The organism is Sphingobium agri (genome assembly GCF_023051225.1).
In the GTDB taxonomy this organism is placed as follows: Bacteria; Pseudomonadota; Alphaproteobacteria; order Sphingomonadales; family Sphingomonadaceae; genus Sphingobium; species Sphingobium agri.
On the sequence record NZ_JALKHS010000006.1, the window covers coordinates 693,764 to 717,862 of the forward strand.

Annotated in this window: 23 protein-coding genes; 12 read left to right on the top strand and 11 right to left on the bottom strand. The window is 61.6% G+C overall.

Annotation, left to right across the window (positions count from 1 at the left end):
- Positions 1-4: 4 nt before the first annotated feature.
- Entirely contained in the window at positions 5-1,414 is a 1,410-nt protein-coding gene (gene lpdA / locus MU848_RS06660; protein WP_247230925.1) for a dihydrolipoyl dehydrogenase, read from the top strand.
- Positions 1,392-2,132: a phosphatase PAP2 family protein gene (locus MU848_RS06665; RefSeq protein WP_247230926.1), complete on the top strand. Its 741-nt coding sequence runs from the start codon at positions 1,392-1,394 to the stop codon at positions 2,130-2,132. The genes lpdA and MU848_RS06665 overlap by 23 nt, the downstream gene beginning before the upstream one ends.
- Here MU848_RS06665 and MU848_RS06670 read toward each other — a convergent pair.
- From MU848_RS06670 to MU848_RS06720, 11 genes are all read right to left on the bottom strand, one after another.
- On the bottom strand, positions 2,094-3,581 hold the full coding sequence (locus MU848_RS06670) for a DUF2142 domain-containing protein (protein WP_247230927.1): 1,488 nt from the start codon (positions 3,579-3,581) through the stop codon (positions 2,094-2,096). The two genes, MU848_RS06665 and MU848_RS06670, sit on opposite strands and share 39 nt — an antisense overlap.
- Positions 3,582-3,777: 196 nt before the next feature.
- A complete protein-coding gene (locus MU848_RS06675) occupies positions 3,778-4,725 on the bottom strand; it encodes a hemolysin family protein (protein ID WP_201514403.1) in 948 nt (315 codons plus the stop codon).
- Between the two features lie 11 nt (positions 4,726-4,736).
- On the bottom strand, positions 4,737-5,246 hold the full coding sequence (gene ybeY / locus MU848_RS06680; RefSeq protein ID WP_247230928.1) for an rRNA maturation RNase YbeY: 510 nt from the start codon (positions 5,244-5,246) through the stop codon (positions 4,737-4,739).
- 49 nt (positions 5,247-5,295) lie between these two features.
- The gene (locus MU848_RS06685) at positions 5,296-6,300 is read right to left on the bottom strand and encodes a PhoH family protein (RefSeq protein ID WP_201514391.1); all 1,005 of its coding nucleotides are present in this window, start codon (positions 6,298-6,300) and stop codon (positions 5,296-5,298) included.
- A gap of 122 nt (positions 6,301-6,422) precedes the next feature.
- The gene (miaB, locus tag MU848_RS06690) at positions 6,423-7,772 is read right to left on the bottom strand and encodes a tRNA (N6-isopentenyl adenosine(37)-C2)-methylthiotransferase MiaB (protein WP_247230929.1); all 1,350 of its coding nucleotides are present in this window, start codon (positions 7,770-7,772) and stop codon (positions 6,423-6,425) included.
- A 9-nt stretch (positions 7,773-7,781) separates the two neighbouring features.
- Positions 7,782-8,414, bottom strand: coding sequence for a lysophospholipid acyltransferase family protein (locus MU848_RS06695; protein WP_380800654.1), 633 nt, complete (start codon positions 8,412-8,414; stop codon positions 7,782-7,784).
- Between the two features lie 131 nt (positions 8,415-8,545).
- Positions 8,546-8,968, bottom strand: coding sequence for a Fur family transcriptional regulator (locus MU848_RS06700; protein WP_097091818.1), 423 nt, complete (start codon positions 8,966-8,968; stop codon positions 8,546-8,548).
- Positions 8,969-9,088: 120 nt separating this feature from the next.
- Positions 9,089-9,511, bottom strand: a complete 423-nt coding sequence (locus tag MU848_RS06705) for a MucR family transcriptional regulator (RefSeq protein WP_247230930.1) — start codon at positions 9,509-9,511, stop codon at positions 9,089-9,091.
- A gap of 111 nt (positions 9,512-9,622) precedes the next feature.
- On the bottom strand, positions 9,623-10,102 hold the full coding sequence (gene rimI / locus MU848_RS06710) for a ribosomal protein S18-alanine N-acetyltransferase (protein WP_201514386.1): 480 nt from the start codon (positions 10,100-10,102) through the stop codon (positions 9,623-9,625).
- Positions 10,099-10,731, bottom strand: a complete 633-nt coding sequence (gene tsaB / locus MU848_RS06715) for a tRNA (adenosine(37)-N6)-threonylcarbamoyltransferase complex dimerization subunit type 1 TsaB (RefSeq protein WP_247230931.1) — start codon at positions 10,729-10,731, stop codon at positions 10,099-10,101. Before tsaB ends, rimI begins: the two co-directional genes overlap by 4 nt.
- Positions 10,732-10,825: 94 nt before the next feature.
- Positions 10,826-11,401: a NifU family protein gene (locus MU848_RS06720; RefSeq protein ID WP_247230932.1), complete on the bottom strand. Its 576-nt coding sequence runs from the start codon at positions 11,399-11,401 to the stop codon at positions 10,826-10,828.
- A gap of 113 nt (positions 11,402-11,514) precedes the next feature.
- Between MU848_RS06720 and MU848_RS06725 the strand changes: the two genes are divergently transcribed.
- The 10 genes from MU848_RS06725 to MU848_RS06770 all read left to right on the top strand — a co-directional run bounded on the left by MU848_RS06725 (position 11,515) and on the right by MU848_RS06770 (position 23,883).
- Positions 11,515-11,985 carry a pyridoxamine 5'-phosphate oxidase family protein gene (locus MU848_RS06725; protein ID WP_201514380.1) on the top strand — a complete coding sequence of 157 codons (471 nt, stop codon included), beginning with the start codon at positions 11,515-11,517 and terminating at the stop codon, positions 11,983-11,985.
- A 282-nt stretch (positions 11,986-12,267) separates the two neighbouring features.
- On the top strand, positions 12,268-13,647 hold the full coding sequence (locus tag MU848_RS06730) for a DEAD/DEAH box helicase (RefSeq protein WP_247230933.1): 1,380 nt from the start codon (positions 12,268-12,270) through the stop codon (positions 13,645-13,647).
- Positions 13,648-13,751: 104 nt separating this feature from the next.
- Positions 13,752-16,649, top strand: coding sequence for a M16 family metallopeptidase (locus tag MU848_RS06735; protein ID WP_247230934.1), 2,898 nt, complete (start codon positions 13,752-13,754; stop codon positions 16,647-16,649).
- Positions 16,650-16,741: 92 nt separating this feature from the next.
- The gene (locus tag MU848_RS06740; RefSeq protein WP_247230935.1) at positions 16,742-17,317 is read left to right on the top strand and encodes a methylated-DNA--[protein]-cysteine S-methyltransferase; all 576 of its coding nucleotides are present in this window, start codon (positions 16,742-16,744) and stop codon (positions 17,315-17,317) included.
- An 877-nt stretch (positions 17,318-18,194) separates the two neighbouring features.
- Positions 18,195-18,926 (top strand): TetR/AcrR family transcriptional regulator, encoded by a 732-nt coding sequence (locus MU848_RS06745; RefSeq protein WP_247230936.1) that lies wholly within the window; start codon positions 18,195-18,197, stop codon positions 18,924-18,926.
- Between the two features lie 409 nt (positions 18,927-19,335).
- Positions 19,336-19,665, top strand: coding sequence for an IS66-like element accessory protein TnpA (tnpA, locus tag MU848_RS06750; protein WP_247230937.1), 330 nt, complete (start codon positions 19,336-19,338; stop codon positions 19,663-19,665).
- Positions 19,662-20,009 carry an IS66 family insertion sequence element accessory protein TnpB gene (gene tnpB / locus MU848_RS06755; protein WP_315862423.1) on the top strand — a complete coding sequence of 116 codons (348 nt, stop codon included), beginning with the start codon at positions 19,662-19,664 and terminating at the stop codon, positions 20,007-20,009. Before tnpA ends, tnpB begins: the two co-directional genes overlap by 4 nt.
- A 60-nt stretch (positions 20,010-20,069) precedes the next feature.
- Positions 20,070-21,686, top strand: a complete 1,617-nt coding sequence (gene tnpC / locus MU848_RS06760; protein ID WP_247230939.1) for an IS66 family transposase — start codon at positions 20,070-20,072, stop codon at positions 21,684-21,686.
- A 453-nt stretch (positions 21,687-22,139) separates the two neighbouring features.
- Positions 22,140-22,934 carry a phytanoyl-CoA dioxygenase family protein gene (locus MU848_RS06765; protein ID WP_247230940.1) on the top strand — a complete coding sequence of 265 codons (795 nt, stop codon included), beginning with the start codon at positions 22,140-22,142 and terminating at the stop codon, positions 22,932-22,934.
- A 55-nt stretch (positions 22,935-22,989) separates the two neighbouring features.
- Positions 22,990-23,883, top strand: coding sequence for an NAD(P)H-binding protein (locus MU848_RS06770; RefSeq protein ID WP_247230941.1), 894 nt, complete (start codon positions 22,990-22,992; stop codon positions 23,881-23,883).
- Positions 23,884-24,099: the final 216 nt, after the last annotated feature.

The window sequence follows — 24,099 nt, forward strand, 5'->3', positions numbered from 1 at the left end:
GATAATGGCTGAGAATTACGATCTGATCGTTCTGGGCTCCGGCCCCGGCGGCTATGTGGCCGCGATCCGGGCGGCGCAGCTGGGCCTCAAGACCGCCATTGTCGAGCGTGAAAATCTCGGCGGCATCTGCCTCAACTGGGGCTGCATCCCGACCAAGGCGCTGCTGCGCTCGGCGGAAATCTTCCACTATATGCAGCATGCCGGGGACTATGGCCTCGCCGCCGAAAAGATCAGTGCGGACATCGCCGCCGTGGTCAAACGCTCGCGCGGCGTCGCCAAGCAACTCAATCAGGGTGTCACGCACCTGATGAAGAAGAACAAGATCACCGTCCACATGGGCGAGGGCAAGCTGACCGGGGCTGGCAAGTCTGGGGGCAAGCTCTCCGTCACCAAGGACGGCAAGACCGAAGAACTGACCGCCAAGAACATCATCCTGGCCACCGGCGCCCGCGCACGCGACCTGCCGGGCGCAGCCGCCGACGGCAAGCGCGTCTGGACCTACCGCCACGCCATGACCCCGCCGGAAATGCCGACAAAGCTGCTCGTCATCGGCTCCGGCGCGATCGGCATCGAATTTGCGAGCTTCTACAACGACATGGGCGCTGATGTGACCGTGGTCGAAATGATGGACCGCGTCGTGCCGGTAGAGGATGCGGACGTCTCCGCCTTCCTTGAAAAGGCGCTGAAGAAGCAGGGCATGACAATCCTGACCGGCGCTGGCGTCAGCGATATTCAGGTCGGCGCCAACGGCATCAAGGTGAAGCTGAAGGACAAGGCGGGCAAGGAAGGCGCCGCCGAGTTCAGCCACATGATCGTCGCCATCGGCATCGTCCCCAACACGGAAAATATCGGCCTCAAGGAACTGGGCGTCGCGATGGACGATCGCGGCTTCCTGAAGACCGACGAGATGTGCCGCACCAATGTCGATGGCCTATGGGCGATCGGCGACATCACCGCCCCGCCATGGCTCGCGCACAAGGCCAGCCATGAAGGCGTCATCGCAGCCGAAGTGATCGCGGGCAGGCATCCCCACGCCATGGACCCGCGCAACATTCCGGGCTGCACCTATTGCCATCCGCAGATCGCCAGCGTCGGCCTGACCGAAGCCAAGGCCAAGGAAGCAGGCTATGAGGTGAAGGTCGGCATGTTCCCCTTCATCGGCAATGGCAAGGCGATCGCGCTCGGCGAAGCGGAAGGATTCACCAAGACCGTGTTCGACGCAAAGACCGGTGAACTGCTGGGCGCGCACATGGTCGGCGCTGAAGTCACGGAGATGATCCAGGGCTTCACCATCGGCAAGACTATGGAAACGACCGAAGCGGAACTGATGCACACGGTCTTCCCGCATCCGACCATTTCGGAATCGATGCATGAAAGCGTGCTCGCCGCTTATGGGCGCGCGCTCCATATCTGATCGCCGCTCATGGCAAGGAGGCGCGGGGATATTCGTCCTCGCGCTTCTCGGCGTGCTGGCCATCGCGCTGCTTCAGCGGTCCGGCTGGTTCGATCCGCTCAACATCGCGGCAATGAACGCGGCGGGAGCGGGCAGGGTTGCTGCCCCATGGATCACCACGGTCATGGTCGCAGCGTCCGCTGTGGGCGATACGGTGGGACGCCTGCTCATCATGGCGGCCGTGGCGTTGGGCTTGCTCTACCGGCGTCAGCGTCACGCCGCCCAATGGCTCGCGCTGGTCGTAGTCGGTGGCACCTTGCTCAACACCGGCCTCAAGCAGATTTTCGCCGCGCCGCGCCCCGATCTGCTGCCGCACATCGACATCGTGCACAGCTACAGTTTTCCCAGCGGCCATTCCGCCGGCACCATGATCCTGTTCGGCGCGCTTGCCATGCTGATGCATCGTGCGCTCACTCGTCATAGCCGCCCAACCCCGTTCGCCCTGAGTTTGTCGAAGGACTCAGCCCGAACGGAGCCGAGGGATCGGGGTCAGGGGCTTTACGCCTTACCCTATATCGCCGCCGCGCTCATCATCGCCCTCATCGGCACCAGCCGCGTCTGGCTGGGCGTGCACTGGCCGAGCGATGTCCTTGCTGGCTGGGTAGAAGGCCTGGGCTGGCTGTGCCTCTGGCGCCACTGGCTACCAGCGGGGCGAGGGCAGGAGCAGCGCGTCGCTTAGCCGCTCATGCGGCGGCATCCCGTCCGCCGTCACGAAGCCGTGCACCCAGAAGCTGTCATAAGCGCTGGCGAGCGCGATCATCAGCAACAGCAGCGCCGATCCGGCAAAGACGCCGCGAGCCCCGCGCAACCCCGTTTCCGGCATCAGGGCCAACAATGCCAAGGGCAGCAACGGCAGGAAATAGCGCCCCTGCGTCCCTTGCACATAATCCGCCCCCAGCGGCGTTCCCGTCAGATACATGGCCGTTTCGATCAGCAGGCCGGTGCCGACAAGCACGGCGAGCCACCACAGCCTTTGCGCCAAGCTGACCCGCACGCCTGATCCGCTTGCCACCGCCGCTGCCAACATGACAGCCGCCACCGGGTAAGCGAGCAGCGGCAGCAGAATCGCGTTCCACCCGAACCGCCCTGCGATCTGCAACGCATATACCGGCGACCGTTCGACGATGCTGGACCCCAGCGCACGAACATAGGCGGCCGGATCGGCCAGGATGACGCCAAGCTGCGCGGCAAGCGGCGCGGTCATGACGTCCTCACCGGTCTTGCGCGACACGATATGATAGAGCGCCTGGCTGCCGCCCGACATGTTCATCCACAGGATGAACGCGGCCGCTCCAACAGCCATCGCGCCGATCAGCAGCCATGGCCGCATGTCCCGCCGATGCTGCGGCCATTGCAGTCCCGCCGCCATCAGCGGCAGATAAACACCCTTCGCCAGTGCAAGCAGCGGCGCGGCGAGCATCAGCCCCGCGTTTCGGGCCGGACTGCTCCCCATCGCGGCAAGCCGCAGCGACAGCGCAAGACCGGCAAAACCTATGCTGTTGATGACCGCGTCGGGCGAAAGCGAACCCGTTTGATAGCAGAATGTCGGCAGCAATGCGGTCGCCAGCAGGGCCGCGCGCCCAAAAGGCATCAGGCCAAACGCCACGGTCAGCAAGATCAGCCCGCCCGCAGCATTGACCAACCGTCCCACATAGAAGCTCCCGATACGGGGCAACCCCACGGCGTCCCCGATCATCAATCCAGCGGCAGAAGGCGCATAGAGCGTCGGCGCATAGTTGGCGACATTGGGAAAGTCGGCAAAGGCAGTGCCCGGCCGCCCCGCGTCCGCGCTCCAGGCGCGCTCCACCATCGCCGGATCAAAGCGCCGCGCCTTTCCGGTGACCTCGGTTGGAAAATCCACCCCATGCAATTCCAGCGCGGATCGCGGCAACTCGGCCCCGATTTCCGGACCCCGCTGCTCCGTCATGACCCGGCCGTCCGCCAGCAGCAGCGCCTTCATATAATGCTGATTTTCGTCGGGCGCCTGAAAGGGCGGCGTGATGATCGCGAACGCCAATGTGACGGTGCACACCAGCGCCAGCAGCCAGCGCTCCAATCCCGTCACCGGCACGGCAATGGGCGACAGGACCGCGCGCCCCGTAGAAATCGATAATCGTTCGTGCCGCAAAACGCCGCTCCACCCCCAGAAAACCCTCTCCCCTCCGGGGAGAGGGCAGGGTGAGGGGGGCAGCGCAGCAATCGTTAGCCGCACCCTCACGCCGCTTCCAACCGAAAGCATTGAGGCAGCAGAAGCCTAACGATCAGCTCTTAACATTTCCCCAGCATTGCCCACGCGTCCCAATCATTGCGGTGGGCGTCTGCTTTCATTCGACTTCCTGTTCTTCTTTTTCGACAGGCGGATGCAGGCGCAACCGCGTCACCCGCCGCCCGTCGCTGCCGATGATTTCCAGCTTCCAGCCGCTTTCCTCATGATCGAGTATCTCGCCAGCATCCGGCACCCGGCCTGCAATGACGAAGGCAAGGCCGCCCAGCGTGTCGACATCTTCCTCCACATCGGCGAGGCGCGGATCGATTTCTTTCGCGACGTCTTCCAACTCGGCGCGCGCATCGGCCTCCCACAGCCCGCCTTCCAGCGGCACCATCAGCGCTTCGGGCGCGTCGTCATGCTCATCCTCGACTTCGCCGACGATTTCCTCGACCAGATCCTCGAATGTCAGCAGCCCTTCGGTGCCGGAATATTCGTCCAGAACGATCGCCAGATGGGTCCGCTTGGCGCGCATTTCGGCCAGCAGGTCCAGCGCGCCCATGCTTTCGGGCACATAGAGCGGCTGGCGGATCAGCGGCTCCAGGCTGTCCGGCACGGGCGATTTGCCCGCAAGGATGGCGAATGCGTCGCGAATGTGGACCATGCCCACGATGGTATCCAGCGTCTCGCGATAGACCGGGATGCGGCTATGCCCGGCTTCGGCGAACAATGCCGCCAGTTCGGCAAAGCTCGCCCGTTCCTCGATCGCGATGATGTCGGCGCGCGGCACCGCCACGTCATCGACCGTATGCTCGGAAAAATGGAGGAGATTGCGGACCATCTGCCGCTCGATCGCGGATAGGTCCCCCTTGGCGGGAGCAGGAGCGCCGTCCTCCTGCTCATCCTCGTCATATTCGTCGAGCGCCTCTTCCAGCTCGCGCCGCAGGCTGGGGCTCTCTTCCTCGCCGAACAGCAGCGACTTCAGGCCGCTCCATAAACCGCCTTCTTGACTACTACTGTCCGGTTCCTTTGAACCGTTGCCGTCCTTCGGACTGCCTTCAGCCATCGTTCTTCCTATTATCCTGTCAGGCGATCCCCATAGGGATCGGAAATGCCAAGGCTCAGCAGCGACTGCGTCTCCAACGCTTCCATCGCTTCCGCCTCGGCGTCCTCCATATGATCATATCCCAGCAAATGGAAAGTGCCATGAATGATGAGGTGCGTGGCGTGGTCGGCGATGGAGATGCCTTTTTCCGCCGCTTCCTGCGCGCAAACCCCCTCGGCCAGCACGATATCACCCAGCAGCACCTCGCCATCGTCGGTGTTGCCGGTCGCCTCCAACAGGTCATGCTGCACCATCGGGAATGACAGGACGTTGGTCGGCTTGTCCTTGTCGCGATAGGCACGGTTGAGGCCGTGCACTTCCTCGTCGCTGGTCAGCTTGACCGCGACCTCATACAGCGCCTCGTCCGTGGCAAAGGCGGCATAGGGGCTATGGGTGATAGCCGCCACGACCGCCCGCTGCGCCAGCAATTCCCAATCTTCCTTCGGCCAGCCTTCTTCCTGAAGGACCGCAACTTCAATCATTCAAATAAGCTCCGTTCGTTTCGGGCGAAGTCGAGAAACAGCGTCCCGCTCAAGCATCCGGCCCCTCATAGGCCTGCACGATCCGCCCGACGACCGGGTGGCGCACGACGTCGCCAATCCCGAACGGCACCACCGATATGCCCTCGACGCCCTCCAGCCGCGCCACCGCATCGGCAAGGCCGGAAATGCCTGGCTGCGGCAAGTCCACCTGCCTCGGGTCGCCGCAGATCACCATCCGGCTCCCCTCGCCAAAGCGGGTGAGGAACATCTTCATCTGCGCGATCGTCGTATTCTGCGCCTCGTCCAGCACGATGAAGGCGTTGGACAGCGTCCGCCCGCGCATGAAGGCGATCGGCGCGATCTCGATCTCTCCGCTCGCGATCCGCCGCTCCACCTGCTCGGCGGGCAGCGTGTCGTAAAGCGCGTCGTAGATCGGCCGCAGATAGGGATCGACCTTCTCCTTCATGTCGCCGGGCAGGAAGCCCAGCCGCTCGCCCGCCTCGACCGCCGGGCGTGACAGGATCAGCCGGTCGACGCTGCCCGTGATCAGCTGGCTCACCGCCTGCGCGACGGCCAGGTAGGTCTTGCCCGTACCCGCCGGCCCCAGCGCAAAGATGATGTCGTTGCGGGTCAGCGCCTCCATATAGGTGACCTGCGTCGCGGATCGCGGCACGATCGTCTTCTTGCGCGTGCGGATCATCACCTTGGGCGGTTCGGCGACGTCGTGGCGGATGATGCCGTCCAGCGTCGGTTCGGCGGACATGGCGATCACCGCTTCCACCGCGCCGCTGTCGATTTCCTGCCCCGCCGCGATCCGGTTGTAGAGGCCCGTCATCACGTCCCGCGCCCGCGCAGCCGCTTCCGCCTCGCCCTCGATCTGCAGCTTGTTGCCCCGCGCCGCGATATAGACGCCCAGCCGGTTCTCTATCGCCACCAGATTCTGGTCATATTGCCCGAACAGCGCGCCCAACAAGTGTGGCTTTTCGAAGGTCACTTCCAACCGGGCGCGTTCCGCCATGTCGCTGCGCTGGTTCTGGTTCGGTTTCTTCGACATTCAGCAGCCTCCCTTTCCTGTCGTCCTATCCGCAAGGGCGGATATCCATCTCTCGGGCCTTGATCCTGCCAGCCAGGTCCGGAGATGAGCTCCCGTTGCGCCGGGAACGACTTGGAATGGGTTCAAGCGGCTTTCCTCCTGCTGAGTTCGCCGGCCAGACTGTTCGGACCGGCACTGATGATATCCACTTCGACCATGTCGCCGATGAAAAGTTCCGGCGCCGTGACATGGACAGATTGCAGCCATGGCGTTTTTCCGATGAGCTGGCCGGGATGACGTCCCTTGCGCTCCAGCAGAATCTGCGTCTGCCGCCCGACGGTCGCCGCGTTGAACTCGACCTGATGCCGGTTGATCAGCGCCTGTAGCCGCGCCAGCCGCTCGTCCATAACCGCCGCCGGGATCTGCCCGTCCATGTCCGCCGCGGGCGTGCCGGGGCGGGGGCTGTATTTGAACGAATAGCATTGCGCATAGCGCACTTGCTCGACGATCTTCAGCGTATCCTCGAACTCCGCATCCGTCTCGCCGGGGAAGCCGACGATGAAGTCGCCCGACAGCGCGATGTCCGGCCGCGCCTCCCGCACCCGCTCGATGATCCGCAAATAGCTTTCCGCATCATGACTGCGGTTCATCGCCTTCAAGATGCGGTTGTTCCCCGACTGCACCGGCAGATGCAGGAAAGGCATCAGCTTGGGCTCGTCGCCATGCGCCGCGATCAGCCCGTCGCTCATGTCGTTGGGATGGCTGGTCGTGTAACGGATGCGCTCCAGCCCGCCGATCTTCGCCAGTTCACGCACCAGGCCGTCCATGCCCTGCATGCGCCCCTTGTCATCTTCGCCCGCCCAGGCATTCACATTCTGCCCAAGCAGCGTGATCTCGCGCACGCCGCCGTCAACCACCGCCTTTGCCTCGTCCAGTATCGCGCCCCAGGTCCGGCTGATCTCCGCCCCGCGCGTATAAGGCACCACGCAATAGGTGCAGAATTTGTCGCACCCTTCCATGATCGTCAGGAAAGCCGTGGGCCGCGCCTGCTTGGTCCGCGCTGGCAGCGCGCCGAACTTCGACGCCAGCGGCATGTCGGTATCCACCGCTTCCTCGCCGCGCCCGGCTTTTTCGATCAGGTCGGGCAGCCGGTGATAAGCCTGTGGACCCACCACGATATCGACGCTTTTCGCGCGGCGGCTGATCTCGCTCCCTTCCGCCTGAGCTACGCAACCGGCGACCGCGATCATCGGCCGCGTGCCATCTTCTCGGTTCAACCGGCCGATGTCGGAATAGACCTTGTCCACCGCCTTTTCTCGGATGTGGCAAGTGTTGAGGATGACCAGATCGGCCTCCGCCCCATCGGCCGCTACGGTCATGCCCCGCTCGCCCAGCATCTCGGCCATGCGCTCGCCATCATAGACGTTCATCTGGCAGCCGAAGGATTTGACGTGGAATGTCGCTGGAGTCTTGGGGGCGTCGTTACGATTCATGTGGTCCAGCTATACAGGCGGCGACAGCGGAGCGAAAGGCGGCAGGTGCATGGCCATGCTCGTGGCGATCCGCTCCCGCGCCACCGCCGCCAATTGCTTGCGATCCGGGTAGAGCGCCGGATCAAACGGCTCCAAAAAACGCAGCGTCACCTCAATCCGGCCGGGCCGCTCCAGCAGCCGCTTGGCATTGCTGCCCGCCGGTTCATCGCTATGCCAGGCAATCTCGTCCGTCGCTGCCCCATAGTCGATATGTACCGGCTGGATCATAACCGCGCGCGGCGGGGGCAGCAGCACCGCCAGCAAAGACGGCTTGAACGGGAGCAAAGCCTGCCCATCGCTCGTCGTACCCTCCGGGAAAAGGGCGACCGGTTGATGCCCCGCCAGCGCGGCGCGCAACGCCTCGATCTGCCCGCCCAGCGCACCGCGCCGGTTCCGCGCCACGAACAGCGTATTATTCTGCGCCGCCAGCCAGCCGATCACCGGCCACCCGGCAATCCCGTCATGCGCGACGAAGGCAGCGCCGGTCGCGCCACCCAGCGCCAATATATCGACCCAGCTGACATGATTGGCGATGATGAAGCTGTCGCCGTGAAAGGGATGCCCGTCCACCCGCACCCGCGCACCCACCGCGCGCGCCGCCATTCCCAGGAAGCGGCGGGGCCAGGGCGATCGGGCGCCCACGGCCCGCCACAGCAGATGCGGGATCAGGCAAAGCAGCAGCGACGCCGCCAGCGCGCTCAGCCGGTAGAAATAGCGCAGCCGCCGCAAGGCTGTCAGTTCTTGCGTTCCAGTGACACGCCGTACAATTCCATGCGGTGATCGACCAAGCGGAAACCCAGCTTCTCGGCGATCTGCTTCTGCAACTGTTCCAGTTCCGGATCGACGAACTCGATCACGTTGCCGGTTTCGACATCGATCAGATGGTCGTGATGCGCTTCGGGCGCGGCCTCATAACGGGCACGGCCATCGCCGAAATCATGCCGGTCCAATATGCCTGCTTCCTCGAACAGGCGGACGGTGCGGTAAACGGTCGCGATCGAAATGCCAGGATCGATGGCGGACGACCGCTTGTGCAGTTCCTCAACGTCCGGATGGTCGGACGCATCGCTCAGCACTTGAGCGATCACGCGGCGCTGTTCGGTGATGCGCAGGCCCTTCTCATGGCAAAGGGCTTCTACATCGATCTTGCGGTTCATGCGGGCTCGCTCATTGGGGTGTGTCAAATAATCAGCCGGAATCTAGCGGCATCGACGCCATTATAAAAGGGGCGCACGGCAAATGCGCCCCTTCTCATGACGGATCGTCCGTGCCGCTGCTTATTTCGCGCGCGTGCGGCGGCGCTTCGTGCCAAGGCCGATCTTCTTCGCCAGCGACCGGCGCTGCTCGGCATAGTTGGGCGCGACCATCGGATAGTCGGCGGGCAGACCCCACTTCGCGCGATAATCTTCCGGCGTCATCTGATAATGAGTCATCAGGTGCCGCTTCAGCATCTTCAGCTTTTTGCCGTCTTCCAGGCAGATAATATAGTCGGGCTTGATCGAAGAACGCACCGACACGGCCGGTTCCGGCTTCACTTCCGGCGCAGCGGCAGGCTTGGTCAGCCCGGAAAGGGCTGCGTGGACGTTCTGGATAAGCGTCGAAACGTCAGATACGGCGACACTGTTGTTGGAAACATGTGCTGCAACAATATCCGAAGTCAAAGTAATGAGCAGCTCGCTCTGGGCTGATTCGATTTCCATTTCTTTTATCCCGCGAATGCTGAATGTAATGCGACCCGCCCAAGTAAATTCGTTTCAGGAGCGGTATGTCTGCGTTATACCCTGATCTTCCCTTTAGCAAGGGTGATCAGTCTATCCCAGCATTTCTATACGAAAGCTGAGGGCGTCATGAAGTTGACCGTCCGCTCCCCGGTAATAACCAGGGCGCCTATGCACATATTCAAATCCCGTTTTTTCATACAGCTTGACGGCTGTATTTGACGAACGGACTTCAAGGTTCATGGATTTTATACCACGGCGTCGCGCTGTCTTCAGGCTGTCGATCAACAGTTCGCGGCCAATGCCTTTGCCGCGCCATGCCGGATGGACGGCCAGCAGCAGCAATTCACATTCGTCGAGCACCGATCGGACGAGGGCGAAGCCCAGCGCCGCCGCATCGACCCGGGCGATGGTGAGCCAGGTGCCCGGCATCATCATGACGCCCGACAGTTGCGGCAATGTCCACGCCTCTCCATAGGCAGGGTCGAACGCTTGGCCCATGACGTCCATCGCGTCGGCCAGCGCATTGCGCTCGCCATCCTCATACATGTCCAGAACCAGTCCGGGGATCATGGACGGGCCTGCTGCGGCATGGGCTGCGCGTCCGCTTCCCGGCAATAGATGGGGGAGGGCGGCAGCGGCGCGAGACCTGCGATGAGCGGGAAGTCGGCGGAGTTGGGATAAAGGCTGACGGCGGTGCCATGGCCGCGCGCGGTCACCAAAGCTTCGGCGCCGGTCCCGTAAATCACCGGCTGATCCAGCATCGTGGCGAGCATCGCGATCGGTGTCGACGCTGGCTGGGTGACGGCGGTCAGGCCGTCGGCGTCGAAACATTGCCAGAACAATTCGCCATGCCCTCCGGTGATGGTGACCGCGATCTGCCCTCCATCCTGATCCTGACTTTGCGCCGCCTTGGCCGCAATCAGCGACAGCGCGCAATATCCATGGAGCGGTAGCGACCAGGCCAGGGCAAGCGCGCGGGCAGCCGCGATGCCGATGCGAACCCCCGTGAAGCTTCCGGGGCCAAGGTCCACGGCGATCACGTCGGCCCGGCCGCCATCGGGCAGGGCGGCGATCGCTGGCACCAGCGCTTCGGCATGGCCTCGGCCAACGACCTCGTGGAAATGACCGATCGTCTTGCCGTCATCGAGCAGCGCCACGGACAGCGCCTGCGTAGCGGTGTCGATGACGAGAGTGCGCAAGAAAATCCCCTATGAGAAAAGCGGACGGGCGTGATGGGCTATGCGAAGCGGTTAGTCGATCCGGATCGATTTGCCAAACGCCGCCGCTCCTGTTTCAGACGGCGCGTACTTCCGTCACCTCGGGAACATAATGTTTCAGCAGTTGCTCGATGCCGTTCTTCAACGTGGCACTCGATGACGGGCAGCCGGAACAGGCGCCCTGCATCCGCAGATAGACCGTCCCGCGATCGAAGCCCCGATAGACGATGTCGCCGCCGTCATTGGCGACGGCGGGCCGCACGCGCGTGTCGATCAGGTCGCGGATCTGCGCGACGATCTCCGCATCGGCCGGGTCGTCGGCAAATTGCTCTTCTTCCTCGGGGATGAAGATCTCGCCCGCCGATCCAGGCGTGAACAGCGGCATGTTCGCCGCAAAATGCTCCAGCAGGATCGACAGGATATCCGGTTTCACGTCGCTCCACTGCGCGCCGGGCGCGATCGTGACCGAAATGAAGTCGCCGCCGAAAAAGACGCCGGTCACGTCGCCCAGGCCGAATAGCGCAGAGGCGAGGGGGGAAGCTTCGGCTTCCTCGGGCGTCGCGAAATCGCGCGTGCCCATGCCCATGACCACCCGGCCGGGGATGAACTTGACGGTCGCCGGATTGGGCGTTGGTTCGGTCTCGATCAGCATGGCCGCTATGTGGAGAGAAGGGGGCGCAAGATCAAGCGTCCAGACGGGCTTTTGGGGGAACTTCGCCAGTTGCTGTCGATTAAACCCATGTTTGGATGAACAGGAGAATGAGGATGAGCAACGAGTCCGATATCCGCCATCGTTTCTGGACCGAATTGTCGGAAAGCCCCTTTCTGATGATTGGATTGCAGGGATCGCATGAACATAGCCTCCCGATGACCGCGCAGCTTGATCCTGGCGCGAACCACTGCTTCTGGTTCTACACGACGAAGGAAAACCGTCTCGCTGCCGGTGGTCCCGCAATGGCGCAGTTTTCGGGCAAGGGCCATTATCTCTTCGCGTGCATCGACGGCACCCTTGTGGAGGAAACCGATCCGGCGGTGATCGACCGCTATTGGACCCACGAAGTCGCGGCCTGGTATCCGGGCGGGCGGCAGGACCCCAATCTGCTCATGCTCCGCTTCGACCTTGGCCATGCGGAAATCTGGCGCGCCGACATGTCGCTCGGCGGCGTCTTCAAACAGCTGTTCGGCGGCGATGTGCGTGACGAAATGCGCGGCAAGCATGTGGAAGTGTCGCTCTGAATTGTCTCCAAAGGGCTCCGTTCGCGCGGGGCCCTTGCTTTTTTGCATGAATGAATGCATATGCGGCGCAGCGCAGCGGGCGGCCTTCATGGCCCATCAGCGATTGGCAGCGTGATCGTTCCGGCCCTTTGAACATAAGGGGTTGCGGGGCCGGCCAATGAAAGTCTGCGCCAAGCTTTTGAGGCTTCCCTATTCACGCGGGTCGTTTCGCAACCCGCCTTGCGTCCGGTTGCGATATGCAACTCGTTGGCGCCTGAGCCTTTTTATTTCGAGAGTTCATTCATGCATTTCACCGACCTTGGTCTCGCCGAGCCCATCCTGAAGGCGCTCGCCGCCAAGAAATACGCCAATCCCACCCCCATCCAGACGCAGGCGATCCCCGTTCTGCTTCAGGGCAAGGACTTATGCGGCATCGCGCAAACCGGCACCGGCAAGACCGCTGCCTTCGCGCTGCCCAGCCTCGACTATTTTTCCCGCAATCCAAAGCCGACGCCGCTTCAGGGTTGCCGGATGCTCGTCCTTTCCCCAACCCGCGAACTCGCGGCCCAAATCGCGCAGAGCTTCCGCGACTATGGCCGCTTCATGAAGCTGTCGGTCGAAGTCGTCTTCGGCGGCGTGCCAATCAACAAGCAGATCCGCGCACTAGGCCGCGGCGTCGACATCGTCGTCGCCACGCCCGGCCGTCTCCTCGACCTGATCGACCAGCGCGCCTTCACCATCAAGGACACGGAAATCTTCGTCCTCGACGAGGCCGACCAGATGATGGACATGGGCTTCATCCATCCGCTGAAGCGTATCGCCAAGCTGCTGCCCAAGGACCGGCAGAACCTCTTCTTCTCCGCCACCATGCCCGGCGAGATCGAGGCACTTGCCGCGCAGTTCCTGCATGATCCGGTCAAGGTCAGCGTCGCTCCGCAATCCACCACGGCCGAACGCGTCCGCCAGCAGGCGACCTTCGTCAACCAGGCGGAAAAGCAGGCGCTGCTCAACCTCACCATCCGGAACGAGCCGATCGACCGTGCGCTGATCTTCACCCGGACCAAGCACGGCGCCGATCGCGTCGTCCGCTTCCTCGAAGGTGCTGGCATTCAGGCCGTGGCTATCCATGGTAACAAGAGCCAGGCGCAGCGCACCACGGCTCTCCAGGCATTCCGTCATGGTCATGTGAAGCTGCTCGTCGCCACCGACATCGCCGCGCGTGGCATCGACGTCTCAGGCGTCAGCCATGTCATCAATTTCGAGCTTCCCAATGTGCCCGAGCAATATGTCCACCGCATTGGCCGTACGGCGCGGGCAGGGGCGGAAGGCGTCGCCATCAGCTTCGTGGCCGATGATGAGCGGCCCTATCTGAAAGCGATCGAGCGGACCACCAAGGTGAAGCTCGACATCGTGCCCCTGCCGGAGAACTTCGTCGAAGCTGTCCGCAACCTTCCCAAGGCAGCGCCGCAACGCAAGGGCCGCGAGCAGACGCCGGAGCAGAAGGCACGCCGCGCCGATGGCCAGCGCCGCTATCAGGATCAGCAGAAGCAGCAGCCGCGCGGCACCGCCGAACGCGCCCATCGTCCCGATGGCGATGCCAAGCCCGCAAAGAAGAACTTCCGCCGCAACCGGGGCGGTGTCGGCGCGCACAAGGGTGCCGTGCAGAAAACCGGGGGCCGCTGAAGTCCGACAGGATGGCGCTACGGGGCGCCATCCTGAACCCTGCAGAGAGCCGGGATGCTCTTTGTCAGTAGCCATTCAGAATTTTGGCTCTAGGCTATGACGCCATGAGCTTTTCCTTCCGGCGTCCTGCCGTTTCGCTGTCCGTCGTCGCACTGCTGCTGTCGGGCTTGCCTGCGTCCCTTTCGGCTCGAACTGATCCGACGACCACGAAAGCGGCCCCTGTTGCCGGTAGTGCGCAGGCGCAGGTCAGGCCATGGCTCTACGAAAATAGCGACGTGCCCATTGACCCGGCTTGGCGGTTCGGCACGTTGCCCAACGGCCTGCGCTATGCCGTCCGCCGTAACGGCGTTCCGCCCGGCCAGGTTTCGGTGCGCCTTCGCATGGACGTCGGCTCCTTGATGGAGCGGCCGGATGAGCAGGGCTACGCGCACTTCATGGAGCATCTGACCTTTCGCGGATCGCGCCACGTGCCCGACGGCGAATCCAAGCGGATATGGCAGCGGCTCGGCGTGACCTTCGGCAGCGACAGCAACGCGCAGACGACACCCACCGGCACCACCTATGCGTTGGATCTGCCGCAAGCGACGCCAGCAAGTCTTGGCGAGAGCATGAAGATCCTTGCCGGTATGATGGCCGACCCCAACATCATCGACAGCGCTGTGGCAGCGGAGCGCGCCGTCGTGCTCGCCGAGCGACGCGAAGGCGACGGGCCGCAAATGCGCATCTCCGACGCGAGCCGCCGTCATTTCTTCGCTGGTCAGCCCCTTGCCGATCGCAGCCCGATCGGAACGGTCGCAACGCTGAATGCCGCCACCGCAGCCCGGATGGAAGCTTTCCATCAGCGTTGGTATCGTCCGGAAAATGCGGTGATCTCGATCGCTGGCGATATCGATCCCGCTGTTGCCGAACAGATGATCAAGGACAATTTCGCGTCCTGGTCCGTCCCAGGGAAAGGCGCTGCGCTGCCGGACTTCGGCGAGCCGAATCCCAAGGCTCCCGCGACCAGCGTCGCCGTCGAACCCGGTGCGCCCACGGGCCTGACCATGGCGTGGCTGCGTCCGTGGAAGCCGCATGCGGACACGATCGTCTATAATCAGGACAAGCTGACAGACATGCTCGCGCTGCAGATCATCAGCCGCCGCCTTGAACAGGTTGCCCGCAGCGGGGGCAGCTTCATTCAGGCAAGCGTCGATCAGCAGGATGTCAGCCGATCGGCAGACGGCACTTTCGTGACGATCGTCCCGTCGGGCGACAATTGGGAAAAGGCGCTTGGCGACGTACGGGCCATCATCGAGGACGCAAAGGCCAGCCCGCCCAGCCAGCTCGAAATCGACCGCGAATATGCGCAGATCGACACCGCACTGGCTATCCAGGTCGAAAATGCCGATACCGAAGCTGGCGCCAAGCAAGCGAGCGATCTGGTGAGCGCCGTCGACATTCGTGAAACCACGGTCAGTCCTCAAGCAGCACTCGACATATTCCGCTCCGGCAAACCGGCCATGACGCCCCAGAAGATACTGGATTCCACCCGCCGCCTATTCTCGGCTGGCGTGTTCCGCGCGCTTCTGATCACAGGCAAGCTTGTACCGGGAGCCGATGCCAAACTTGCCGCAGCCGTAGCTGCGCCCGTCAAGGCGGCCACCAACGCCCGGCTGGCGGACAAGGCAGTCACCATGGCGGATCTGCCAAAGCTCGGAGCGCCGGGGAAAGTGGTCTCCAGGACACAGGTCGGGCTCCCCGGCATGGAGAGCATCACTTTTGCCAACGGTGTGAAGCTCACCTTGTTCGCCAATGATGCGGAAACGGAAAAGGTGCGGATCAATGTCCGTTTCGGGCATGGGCAGCAGGCCTTTTCCCCAACCAAGCCGGTTCCGGGTTGGGCGGCCAACTATGCCCTGGTGGCGAGCGGCATCGGCAAGCTTGGCCAGCGGGAATTGGACGACCTGACGAACGGCCGCCGCATGGGGATGGATTTCTCCATCGACGACGACGCCTTCGAAATGCAGGCCGTGACACGCCCCGCCGATTATCGGGACCAGCTACAATTGTTCGCGACCAAATTGGCCGCGCCTGGTTGGGACCCGGCGCCGATCGCGCGGGTCAAGACGGGCACCGCCGTTGCCTATGACGCCATGGGCCGCGCCCCGGATTCGGTGCTGGCGCGCGATCTCAATTGGCTGCTGCACGACAAGGATGTGCGCTTCCGCACGCCATCGCGTGAGGAAATCGATGCGCTGACCCCGCAGGCGTTCCGCGCAACCTGGGAACCGCTGCTCGCGTCCGGACCGATCGAGGTGCAGATATTCGGCCAGGTGAAGCCGGATGAGGCGATACAGGCAGTGGCAGCAACTTTCGGCGCACTGCCGGCACGGGCGGATGTCCCTGTTCCTGCCGTGAACAAGCAGATGCGTTTCCCCGCTCCTGTCTCAAAGCCTGTGGTCCTGCGTCACAAGGGAGACAAGGAACAGGCCGCCGCCGTCATGGCGTGGCCGACGGCGGGCGGCTTCACGCTCACGAAGGAAGCGCGGCAGCTCGAAATATTGACTCAGATTTTCAACGATCGTCTGTTCGACCGGTTGAGATCGACGGAAGGCGCCGCCTACTCGCCAAGCGTGCAGAATAACTGGCCTTTCTCGTATGAAAGCGGCGGCTACATTCTGGTGACCAGCCAGGTCCGGCCCGACCGCGTCAACTATTTCTACGGCGTTGTTAAGGACACGGCGGCCGACCTCGCCAAAAATCCGGTAAGCGATGATGAATTGCAGCGTGCCGTCGCGCCGATGCGCCAGCTTCTGATGCGGGCGAGCACTGGCAACGCCTTCTGGATGAACCAGATGGAAGGCGCGACCCAGAACCCGCAATATGTCCAGGCCATGCAGACCATGGCCAAGGACATGCTGTCGGTAACGCCCGCCCAGCTCCAGGCGCTTGCCGCCAAATATCTGATCGCGGGAAAGAGCTGGTCAGCCGTCGTCCTCCCCGAGGGCGTGGAAGCGCGCTGAAAGGGCAGCTGCTTTGACGGCAAGAAGCAGGAAGCCAATGTCGGACCAGGCGGATTATGCTGCGGCCCATCCATCAGCAGAAAGGCCGCGCCATGACATGCGCCTTTGACATATTTTCGTCGCCGGTCGGCGATCTCACCATGATCGTCAGCGACACGGGCCTCGCCGCGCTTCTATGGGAAAATGATGACCAGCGCCGTGTGCGGATTGATCGCGGAGAGAGGGCGCCAGGCCATCCGCTGCTCTGCGAAACGTCGAGGCAACTGGGCGCCTATTTTTCGGGCCATCTGATCAGCTTTGATCTGCCGCTCGATTTCCAAGGCACCGCCTTTCAGAAACAGGTCTGGGCGGCTCTGCTTCGCATCCCGTTCGGAGAAGTGCGCAGTTACGGCGCGATAGCGGCGGACATCGGCCGCCCTACGGCATCGCGTGCGGTCGGGGCGGCGAACGGGCGCAATCCGATCTCCATCATCGCGCCATGCCATAGGGTGATCGGATCGGCGGGAGCGCTGACCGGCTTTGCTGGCGGCCTGCAGGCCAAGCGATACCTGCTGGATCATGAGCAGGCGGTGCTTAAAAATGGAGGAAAGTGGCGCACCCGACATGAAAGCGATGGGCACTCAGATCACTGGGAAATTTTAGTTACGCGACCAGTTTCATGGCCGTAACCCGCCCCGAGTTCGAGCAGATTAGCGCCCTACGGCCAGGAATGACCAAATTCGGGACTTTCCAGAATGGCAGGTTACCGGCACCAACATAGCTAAAGCCGACATTTACAAGGACTGAGGTCCAGCGCTTGTTGGTGAATGGTAAGGGCCGCAATGCCGGGCCTCGATGCGATAATCTGATCAGGCCCGATCTTCGTGAGCCGCTCGACGGCGGCCATCCCGTGAAAGTTCTCCACAGGCCGAGGCATCCTGAAATCAGCCCGAGTGATCAACGATCGGGTGACATCTCTCCCTCTGCTAAGATCGCCAACCGATCCCTTGACGCCCCTCTCATCATGACCAGGGCTTGACGGGATTGCGCCGGGTGAATTCCGTCCAGGGATCGACATCGACGACCAGTCGATACTTGTCGCGGATCATCCTCATACATGGAGCGGTATCATCTTGGTGTTTCCATGCAGGAGGATGGAAGTACGCTCTTTGTCATCATGGCTTCATTGGGGCCTGACGCGCGCGGGCTTGCCAGTGCTGCGCATTGAGACCCGAGCGGCTAAGGCGGCAAGGCCCGTCGCCTTGACGCGCAAGCGGCGGTCATCTTACAACCTACGTGCAGCGATCATGCCAAGTTCCACTGGAGCAAATCGTCGGCGCCGACAGTAGCATGAGGAGATGCGAACCAGATCCCGCCTGATGCGATGGGTCGTGCTCATTCTTATCGGGATGATGGCAGGATAACGTCGTTGAGCGTCCGGACCTCGCCTTTGCTGAGTGTGGCGAAACAGCTTGACCCGCAACGCCTTAATCAGAGAAGCGACTCTCAGCGTTAAGCAGCAGGCAAGCCTTGATCGGTTGAACCTATGGGGTTTAAGGCAGTGCAATGACAAAATCCCGTGATAGCGAACTTGCGATGGATCTTGGCATTGTGCGCCCAGGGAAGTCACCCCATGGCTCAAAGACCGTTGACAAGATACTTCAAGCTGCCGTCGACGTCCTGATTGAAGAAGGATATGCGGCTTTCACCTTACAACGGGTTGCTGCGAAATGTGACATGAAGATAGGAAACGTCACTCGTCATTTTCCAAAGAGAGAGGTGCTCGTTCAGATTCTTTTGCAAGATATTTTAACCTCGGGTGATAAGCTTCTAAAAAAGAATGTGTACAAGCCTAAGATATCCGCAGAAGCCGCATTAGCTCTTATCATTACCGGGACAATGGAGGGTGCTAAAACAAAAGGTACGACCCATTTGATGACTGAGCTTTGGGCAATGAGCAATCATAATGATTTCGTCGCACAACGTTTGGAATCATTATATGGTCATGTTCATACGTTGATTGGCTCATTTGTGAAGCAGTTAAATGCCTCCCTTAGTGCAGATGACGCTGAAGCTTTAGCGGTGTACATCAACGCCACTATGGAGGGTGCTACGGTGCTTGCGGGATATGGCAAGCCGTGGGAGCCGAGAATGCCTTTCATGAAAGCAATGGCTGCACATTCACTGATCGCGATGGTGAAGACAATTACCCCCGATGATATACAACGGCTTATTGGCCGATCTTTGCACGCTACAGCGTCCGAGATTAGTTCCGACGTAGAACTCCTGCCTGAATGACCGGCGTCATAGTCGCATGCTGACATCGTGGCCAGAGAGCCAACCGTGCGTTCTTCCGGCACGGTTAGGCAATGCAGCGTTGGTTTGCTCCCTCGCCCTGTGAACGCGTTAGTTTCGTCAGCTGCGGCGTAGCCGATGCCGCTTTGAGGGCTGCTAGCCGCATTGCAGCGCTAGGTCATCGGTTCTATCGGAGCACGAGCGCGCGGTTGCAGTTGAGTGACCGCTCAACAGGCTCGAACAATCCCGCTCCAGCGCTTAACCGTCCAACAGTCTCCGCCTCCCCGGCTTGCCGCGCGGGAGCCCTAACATCGTATCGCTCCGGTGAGGGCCGCCTTGCGGTGATTGGCTGATATTTCGAGATGGCACCGGTGCAAGCGCTGGTGTTTGCACCGGTACTAGGGACGGTGCGATGAGTCAGATCACGGTAATTTCAGGCCCGGAGCGGCGGCGAGTATGGACCGACCAGCAGAAGCGCGAGTTGGTTGCGGCGGTTTCGGCGCCCGGTGCGAACGTGGCGGAGATTGCCCGCCGTGCTGATCTGCGGCCGAACCAGATCTACAGATGGCGGCGGCAGATGGGGCAGGCAGCGCAGGGCTTTGCAGAGGTGCAGGTGCAGCCCGATCCGATACCGGTGAGCGGATCGGCGATCATCGTGGAGTTCGAACGGGCGATCGTGCGCATTCCCGCTGGCGCCTCGCCCGGGCTGGTGTCGGCAGTGCTGCGGTCCATCAAGCCGTGATCCCGGTTCCCTCTGGCGTTCGGATATGGATTGCAACGGGGCACACGGACATGCGGCGCGGCATGCGCAGTCTGGCCCTGCAGGTGCAGGAGAGTTTCGGTCGCGATCCGTTCGCTGGCGACCTCTACATTTTCAGAGGTCGTCGTGGCGACCTCTGCAAGGTGATCTGGCATGACGGTGTCGGCATGTCGCTGTATGCCAAGCGCCTGGAGCGTGGGAAGTACATCTGGCCCTCGGCCGTGGACGGCGTGATCGCCATTTCCCCCTCACAGATGGCCTGCATGCTGGAGGCGATCGACTGGCGTAATCCGCAGGCCACATGGCGCCCGACATTGGCCGGATAAATCGTCGATATTTGCCTTAAAAGCTAGGGATTCCGGCACTTTTCTGCTATACGCGCCGGCATGGGGGACGAGGCGCAAGCACAGATTGATAGCCTTCGCGAGCGGCTTGCCGCTGCGGAAGCCGTTGCCGCTGAAGTCGCGCGGATCAAGGCGATCAACGCCGACCTGGAAGCCCGCAATGCCCTTCTCGAACTGCAGAACGAGAAGATGCGCCGCACCCTTTTTGGCCAGCGATCGGAACGCACGCGCCATCTGCTCGATCAGATGGAACTGGCTTTCGAGGAGTGCGAGACCGCTGCCAGCGAAGATGAGCTCCTGGCTGCGCTGGCAGCGGCGAAGACCAATGTCGCGCCGTTTGAGCGCAGGCGGCCCGCGCGCAAGCCCTTGCCCGAGCATCTGCCCCGCGAACGCATCGTCATCGCCGCGCCCGAGGCCTGCCCCTGCTGCGGCTCGGAACGGCTGTGCAAGCTGGGCGAGGATATCACTGAGACGCTTGAGGTGGTGCCGCGCCAGTGGAAGGTGGTCCAGACCGTACGGGAGAAGTTCTCCTGTCGCGATTGCGAGAAGATCACGCAGCCGCCGGCGCCGTTTCACGTCACGCCCCGCGGGCTCTTTGGCCCCAGCTTCCTGGCGATGCTGCTGTTCGAGAAGTTCGGCGCGCATCAGCCCCTCAACCGCCAGCGTGATCGCTACGCCCGTGAAGGCGTGGATCTGAGCCTTTCCACCCTGGCCGATCAGGTGGGTGCATGTACCGCCGCTCTGATGCCGCTATACCTGCTGATCGAGGCGCATGTCCTTGCAGCCGAGCGACTGCATGGCGACGATACGACGGTGCCGGTGCTGGCCAAGACCAAGACCGATACGGGCCGGATCTGGACCTATGTCCGGGACGATCGACCATTCGGCGGGCCCGCGCCTCCGGCAGCGATCTTCCATTACTCCCGCGATCGGCGGGGTGAGCATCCTGTGAGCCACCTGCGCAGTTGGAGAGGCATTCTCCAGGCGGATGCCTATGCTGGTTATAACGCGTTGTTCCAGGCCGACAGACTGCCGGCGCCGCTGACCCGCGCCCTATGCTGGAGCCACGCGCGCCGCTATTTCTTCGAGCTGGCTGATGTCGCCGCGCAGCTCAAGAAGCGCCGTAAGAAGGCGCCCATCATCTCGCCGCTGGCGGTGGAGGCGGTGCGCCGTATCGACGCGATCTTCGACATCGAACGCGCCATCAACGGCAGACCGGTACAGGAGCGTCTCGCCCTTCGGCAGGAACTCAGCGCACCGCTGGTTGCCGATCTGGAAGAATGGATGCGCGACAATCGGTCAAAGCTATCGAAGAACAGCGATGTAGCCGAGGCCATGGATTACATGCTCAAGGCATGGCCGACCTTCGCCGCCTTCCTCGATGACGGCCGTATCTGCCTGACGAACAACGCGGCGGAACGCGCGCTCAGGGGTATAGCCCTGGGCAGAAAATCGTGGCTCTTCGCCGGTTCGGACCGCGGCGGGCAGCGCACCGCCTTCATGCTCAGCCTCATCGCCACAGCGAAGCTCAACGACATCGATCCGCAGGCCTGGCTTGCCGATGTGCTCAGCCGCATCGCCGACATCCCCCAGAACCGTCTCCACGAACTGCTGCCATGGAACTGGCGCGCCGCCGAAGATCAACCAAAAGCCGCCTGATCCGCGTCCTTCACCGAATGCCTACCTAACATCGAGCCGTTTTTAGGGCGCTTTGCGTCTCGATTTCGAGACTCACTTGACATAAAGTTGATATTGTTCAACATCGCATATTAGTTTTTACACACAGACACTTTAGGCGGTCTGGAAGCGTGGCTCATTCTTCACCGAACGACGGTCCACGGCGCATGGAGGAGCGAAGAGCGTGAAACGCGGCGCACGACAAACCTTTGCACGAGCTCGTCTACGTTGGTTCGAGAGTGCTGCGATACGGTTGATGCCGAGGTCCGCCGGGCTGCGTTCCGCTCGGCTGCGTCGGCACAGCTCTTCGGCGAGCGGCAAAGCCCACCCACCCGGTCTGAAGCTAGCATGCTGCAGCACCATGGACGCCGCAAGTATCGCAGGTAGTTTTCCAATTTCGAAATGCAATCACGCCATAAGCCGAGGAAGATTCCAATGAAGCTGCAACACTTGCCTAACACTGCCACTGTCGAGGAAGCTGTGGCGGTAATGCGCGAGCATGGGCACGTTATCATAGATGATTTGGTTCCAGTCTCTGTTGTAGACCAAGTATTGGCTGACATGCAGCCCTATATAGAGGTCACCCCATTTAGCGAGAATGAGTGGTTCGGCAACGGCTCCCAGCGCATCGGCAACTTAATTGCTCGCTCGGAGACTGGCCGTGATCTCGTCATGAATCCGCTGGTGCTGGGGGTTGTGAAAGGAGTTCTTAGTCATTCGCCTCTTGTCCAGCTCGGTGCAACCGAGATGATTTCGTTGCGGCCTGGTTGTCCGGCTCAATATATTCATCAGGATGAACTGACGTTCGACAGCTTCCCATTCCCGGACGATTATGTCGTATCCTGCAATACATTGTGGGCCGTCACGGATTTCACGGAAGAAAATGGTGCGACACGCGTCGTTCCGGGGAGTCACGCCCGCCCGCGCGCCGAGTATACGATGGAAGACACATTGCCGGCAGAGATGACTCGCGGGTCCGTGATGATTTTCACGAGCAAGCTGTGGCATGCCGGTGGCAGCAATCAATCGCAGAAAGTTCGGCGCGCGCAGGCGATCAACTATTGCGTTGGTTGGGTCCGACAGGAGGAAAACCAGTTTCTGGCCTGTCCGCAGGATATTGCAAGGACCCTTCCAGACGATCTTCTGAAGTTGATGGGGTATCAAATTGGATTTGGTTATGGACATGCCGGTGCGCAAGCGGATCCGCTTGAGGCACTTCGACAGGGATAGGCGAAGAGCGATTGTCAACGAGGGCCTGAGCCATTGAATCAGCAAAAACTTCGACATGCAGATTTGGATGCTGGGATGGATATCGAGAATGAAGATCGGGGTTAGTGGCGCCAGCGGTCAATTAGGTAAGGCCGTTCTGAAGCGGCTGAGCGAATTGCCCGGCAGATATGAGGTTGCCGGGATTTCTCGTTCGCCGCACAACGTGGCCTATGCGGATGAGGCGCGCTTTGGCGACTATGACGACCAAGACAGTTTGCGGGAAGCCTATTCCGGCTTGGACAGGCTGCTGATCATACCGACTCTGGATCTAAAATATGGTGCTCGGGCCCGGCAGCTGGTTCATGCGATAGACGCGGCGCTAAGCGCTGGCGTCGAGCATATCGTTCTCATTTCTGACGCCGGTACGCGTGAAGATTCTGAACCTCATATTGGAGCAGCCAGTTGGGTGGGCGAGCAGCACCTCATCAAATCGGCGCCTCGCTGGACCGTACTTCGCTCTAATTATTTCATGGAGTCATTTGCTCAGGAGGTGGTTCTGTCGACTGTCGCGGGACGGATGGCAGAACTTGGCGAAGGACGCGTCGGGTTTGTAAGCCGGGATGACGTGGCGGCCGCGGCGGCAGGTGTCCTGGTCGGAACGGGGCACTCAGGAGCCATCTACAATGCGACGGGAAATGAATCGCTGTCCCTGGCTGACCGGGCTCAACTCATAGAAAAGGTAGGAGGCCAGCGCGTTGATATCGTCCAGATTTCTCTGGAAGAACTTTCGAATGAGCTTCAGCTTGCCAAATATCCTGAAGATTATCGTGGCCTTGTCGTGGATATCAAACGAAAGACGTCGGAAGGGGGATATGATATCGTAACCGGCGATGTTGAGAGACTATCCGGCCGGCCTCCGGTTGCTCTGCGTGATGTCCTTAAAAGCTATCTTTTCCAGAGCGTCTTGTGAGATGGTACCGGAAATTCATCAGCAGCTTTGCAAATGGCGTGGCCTCAGTCTTTCTGCTGCTGTCAGTTACCAAAGCTCGACACTTACCCGTCCAGTCACTCCCCACCACCCGTCGGACTGCGGCTCGGCGTCTGAGGTCCTTCTTTCTCTGACGACCGCACCTGCCATTGAATACTATCCGTACATAATGCGCGGAAGGCAAACATCCCTAGGACG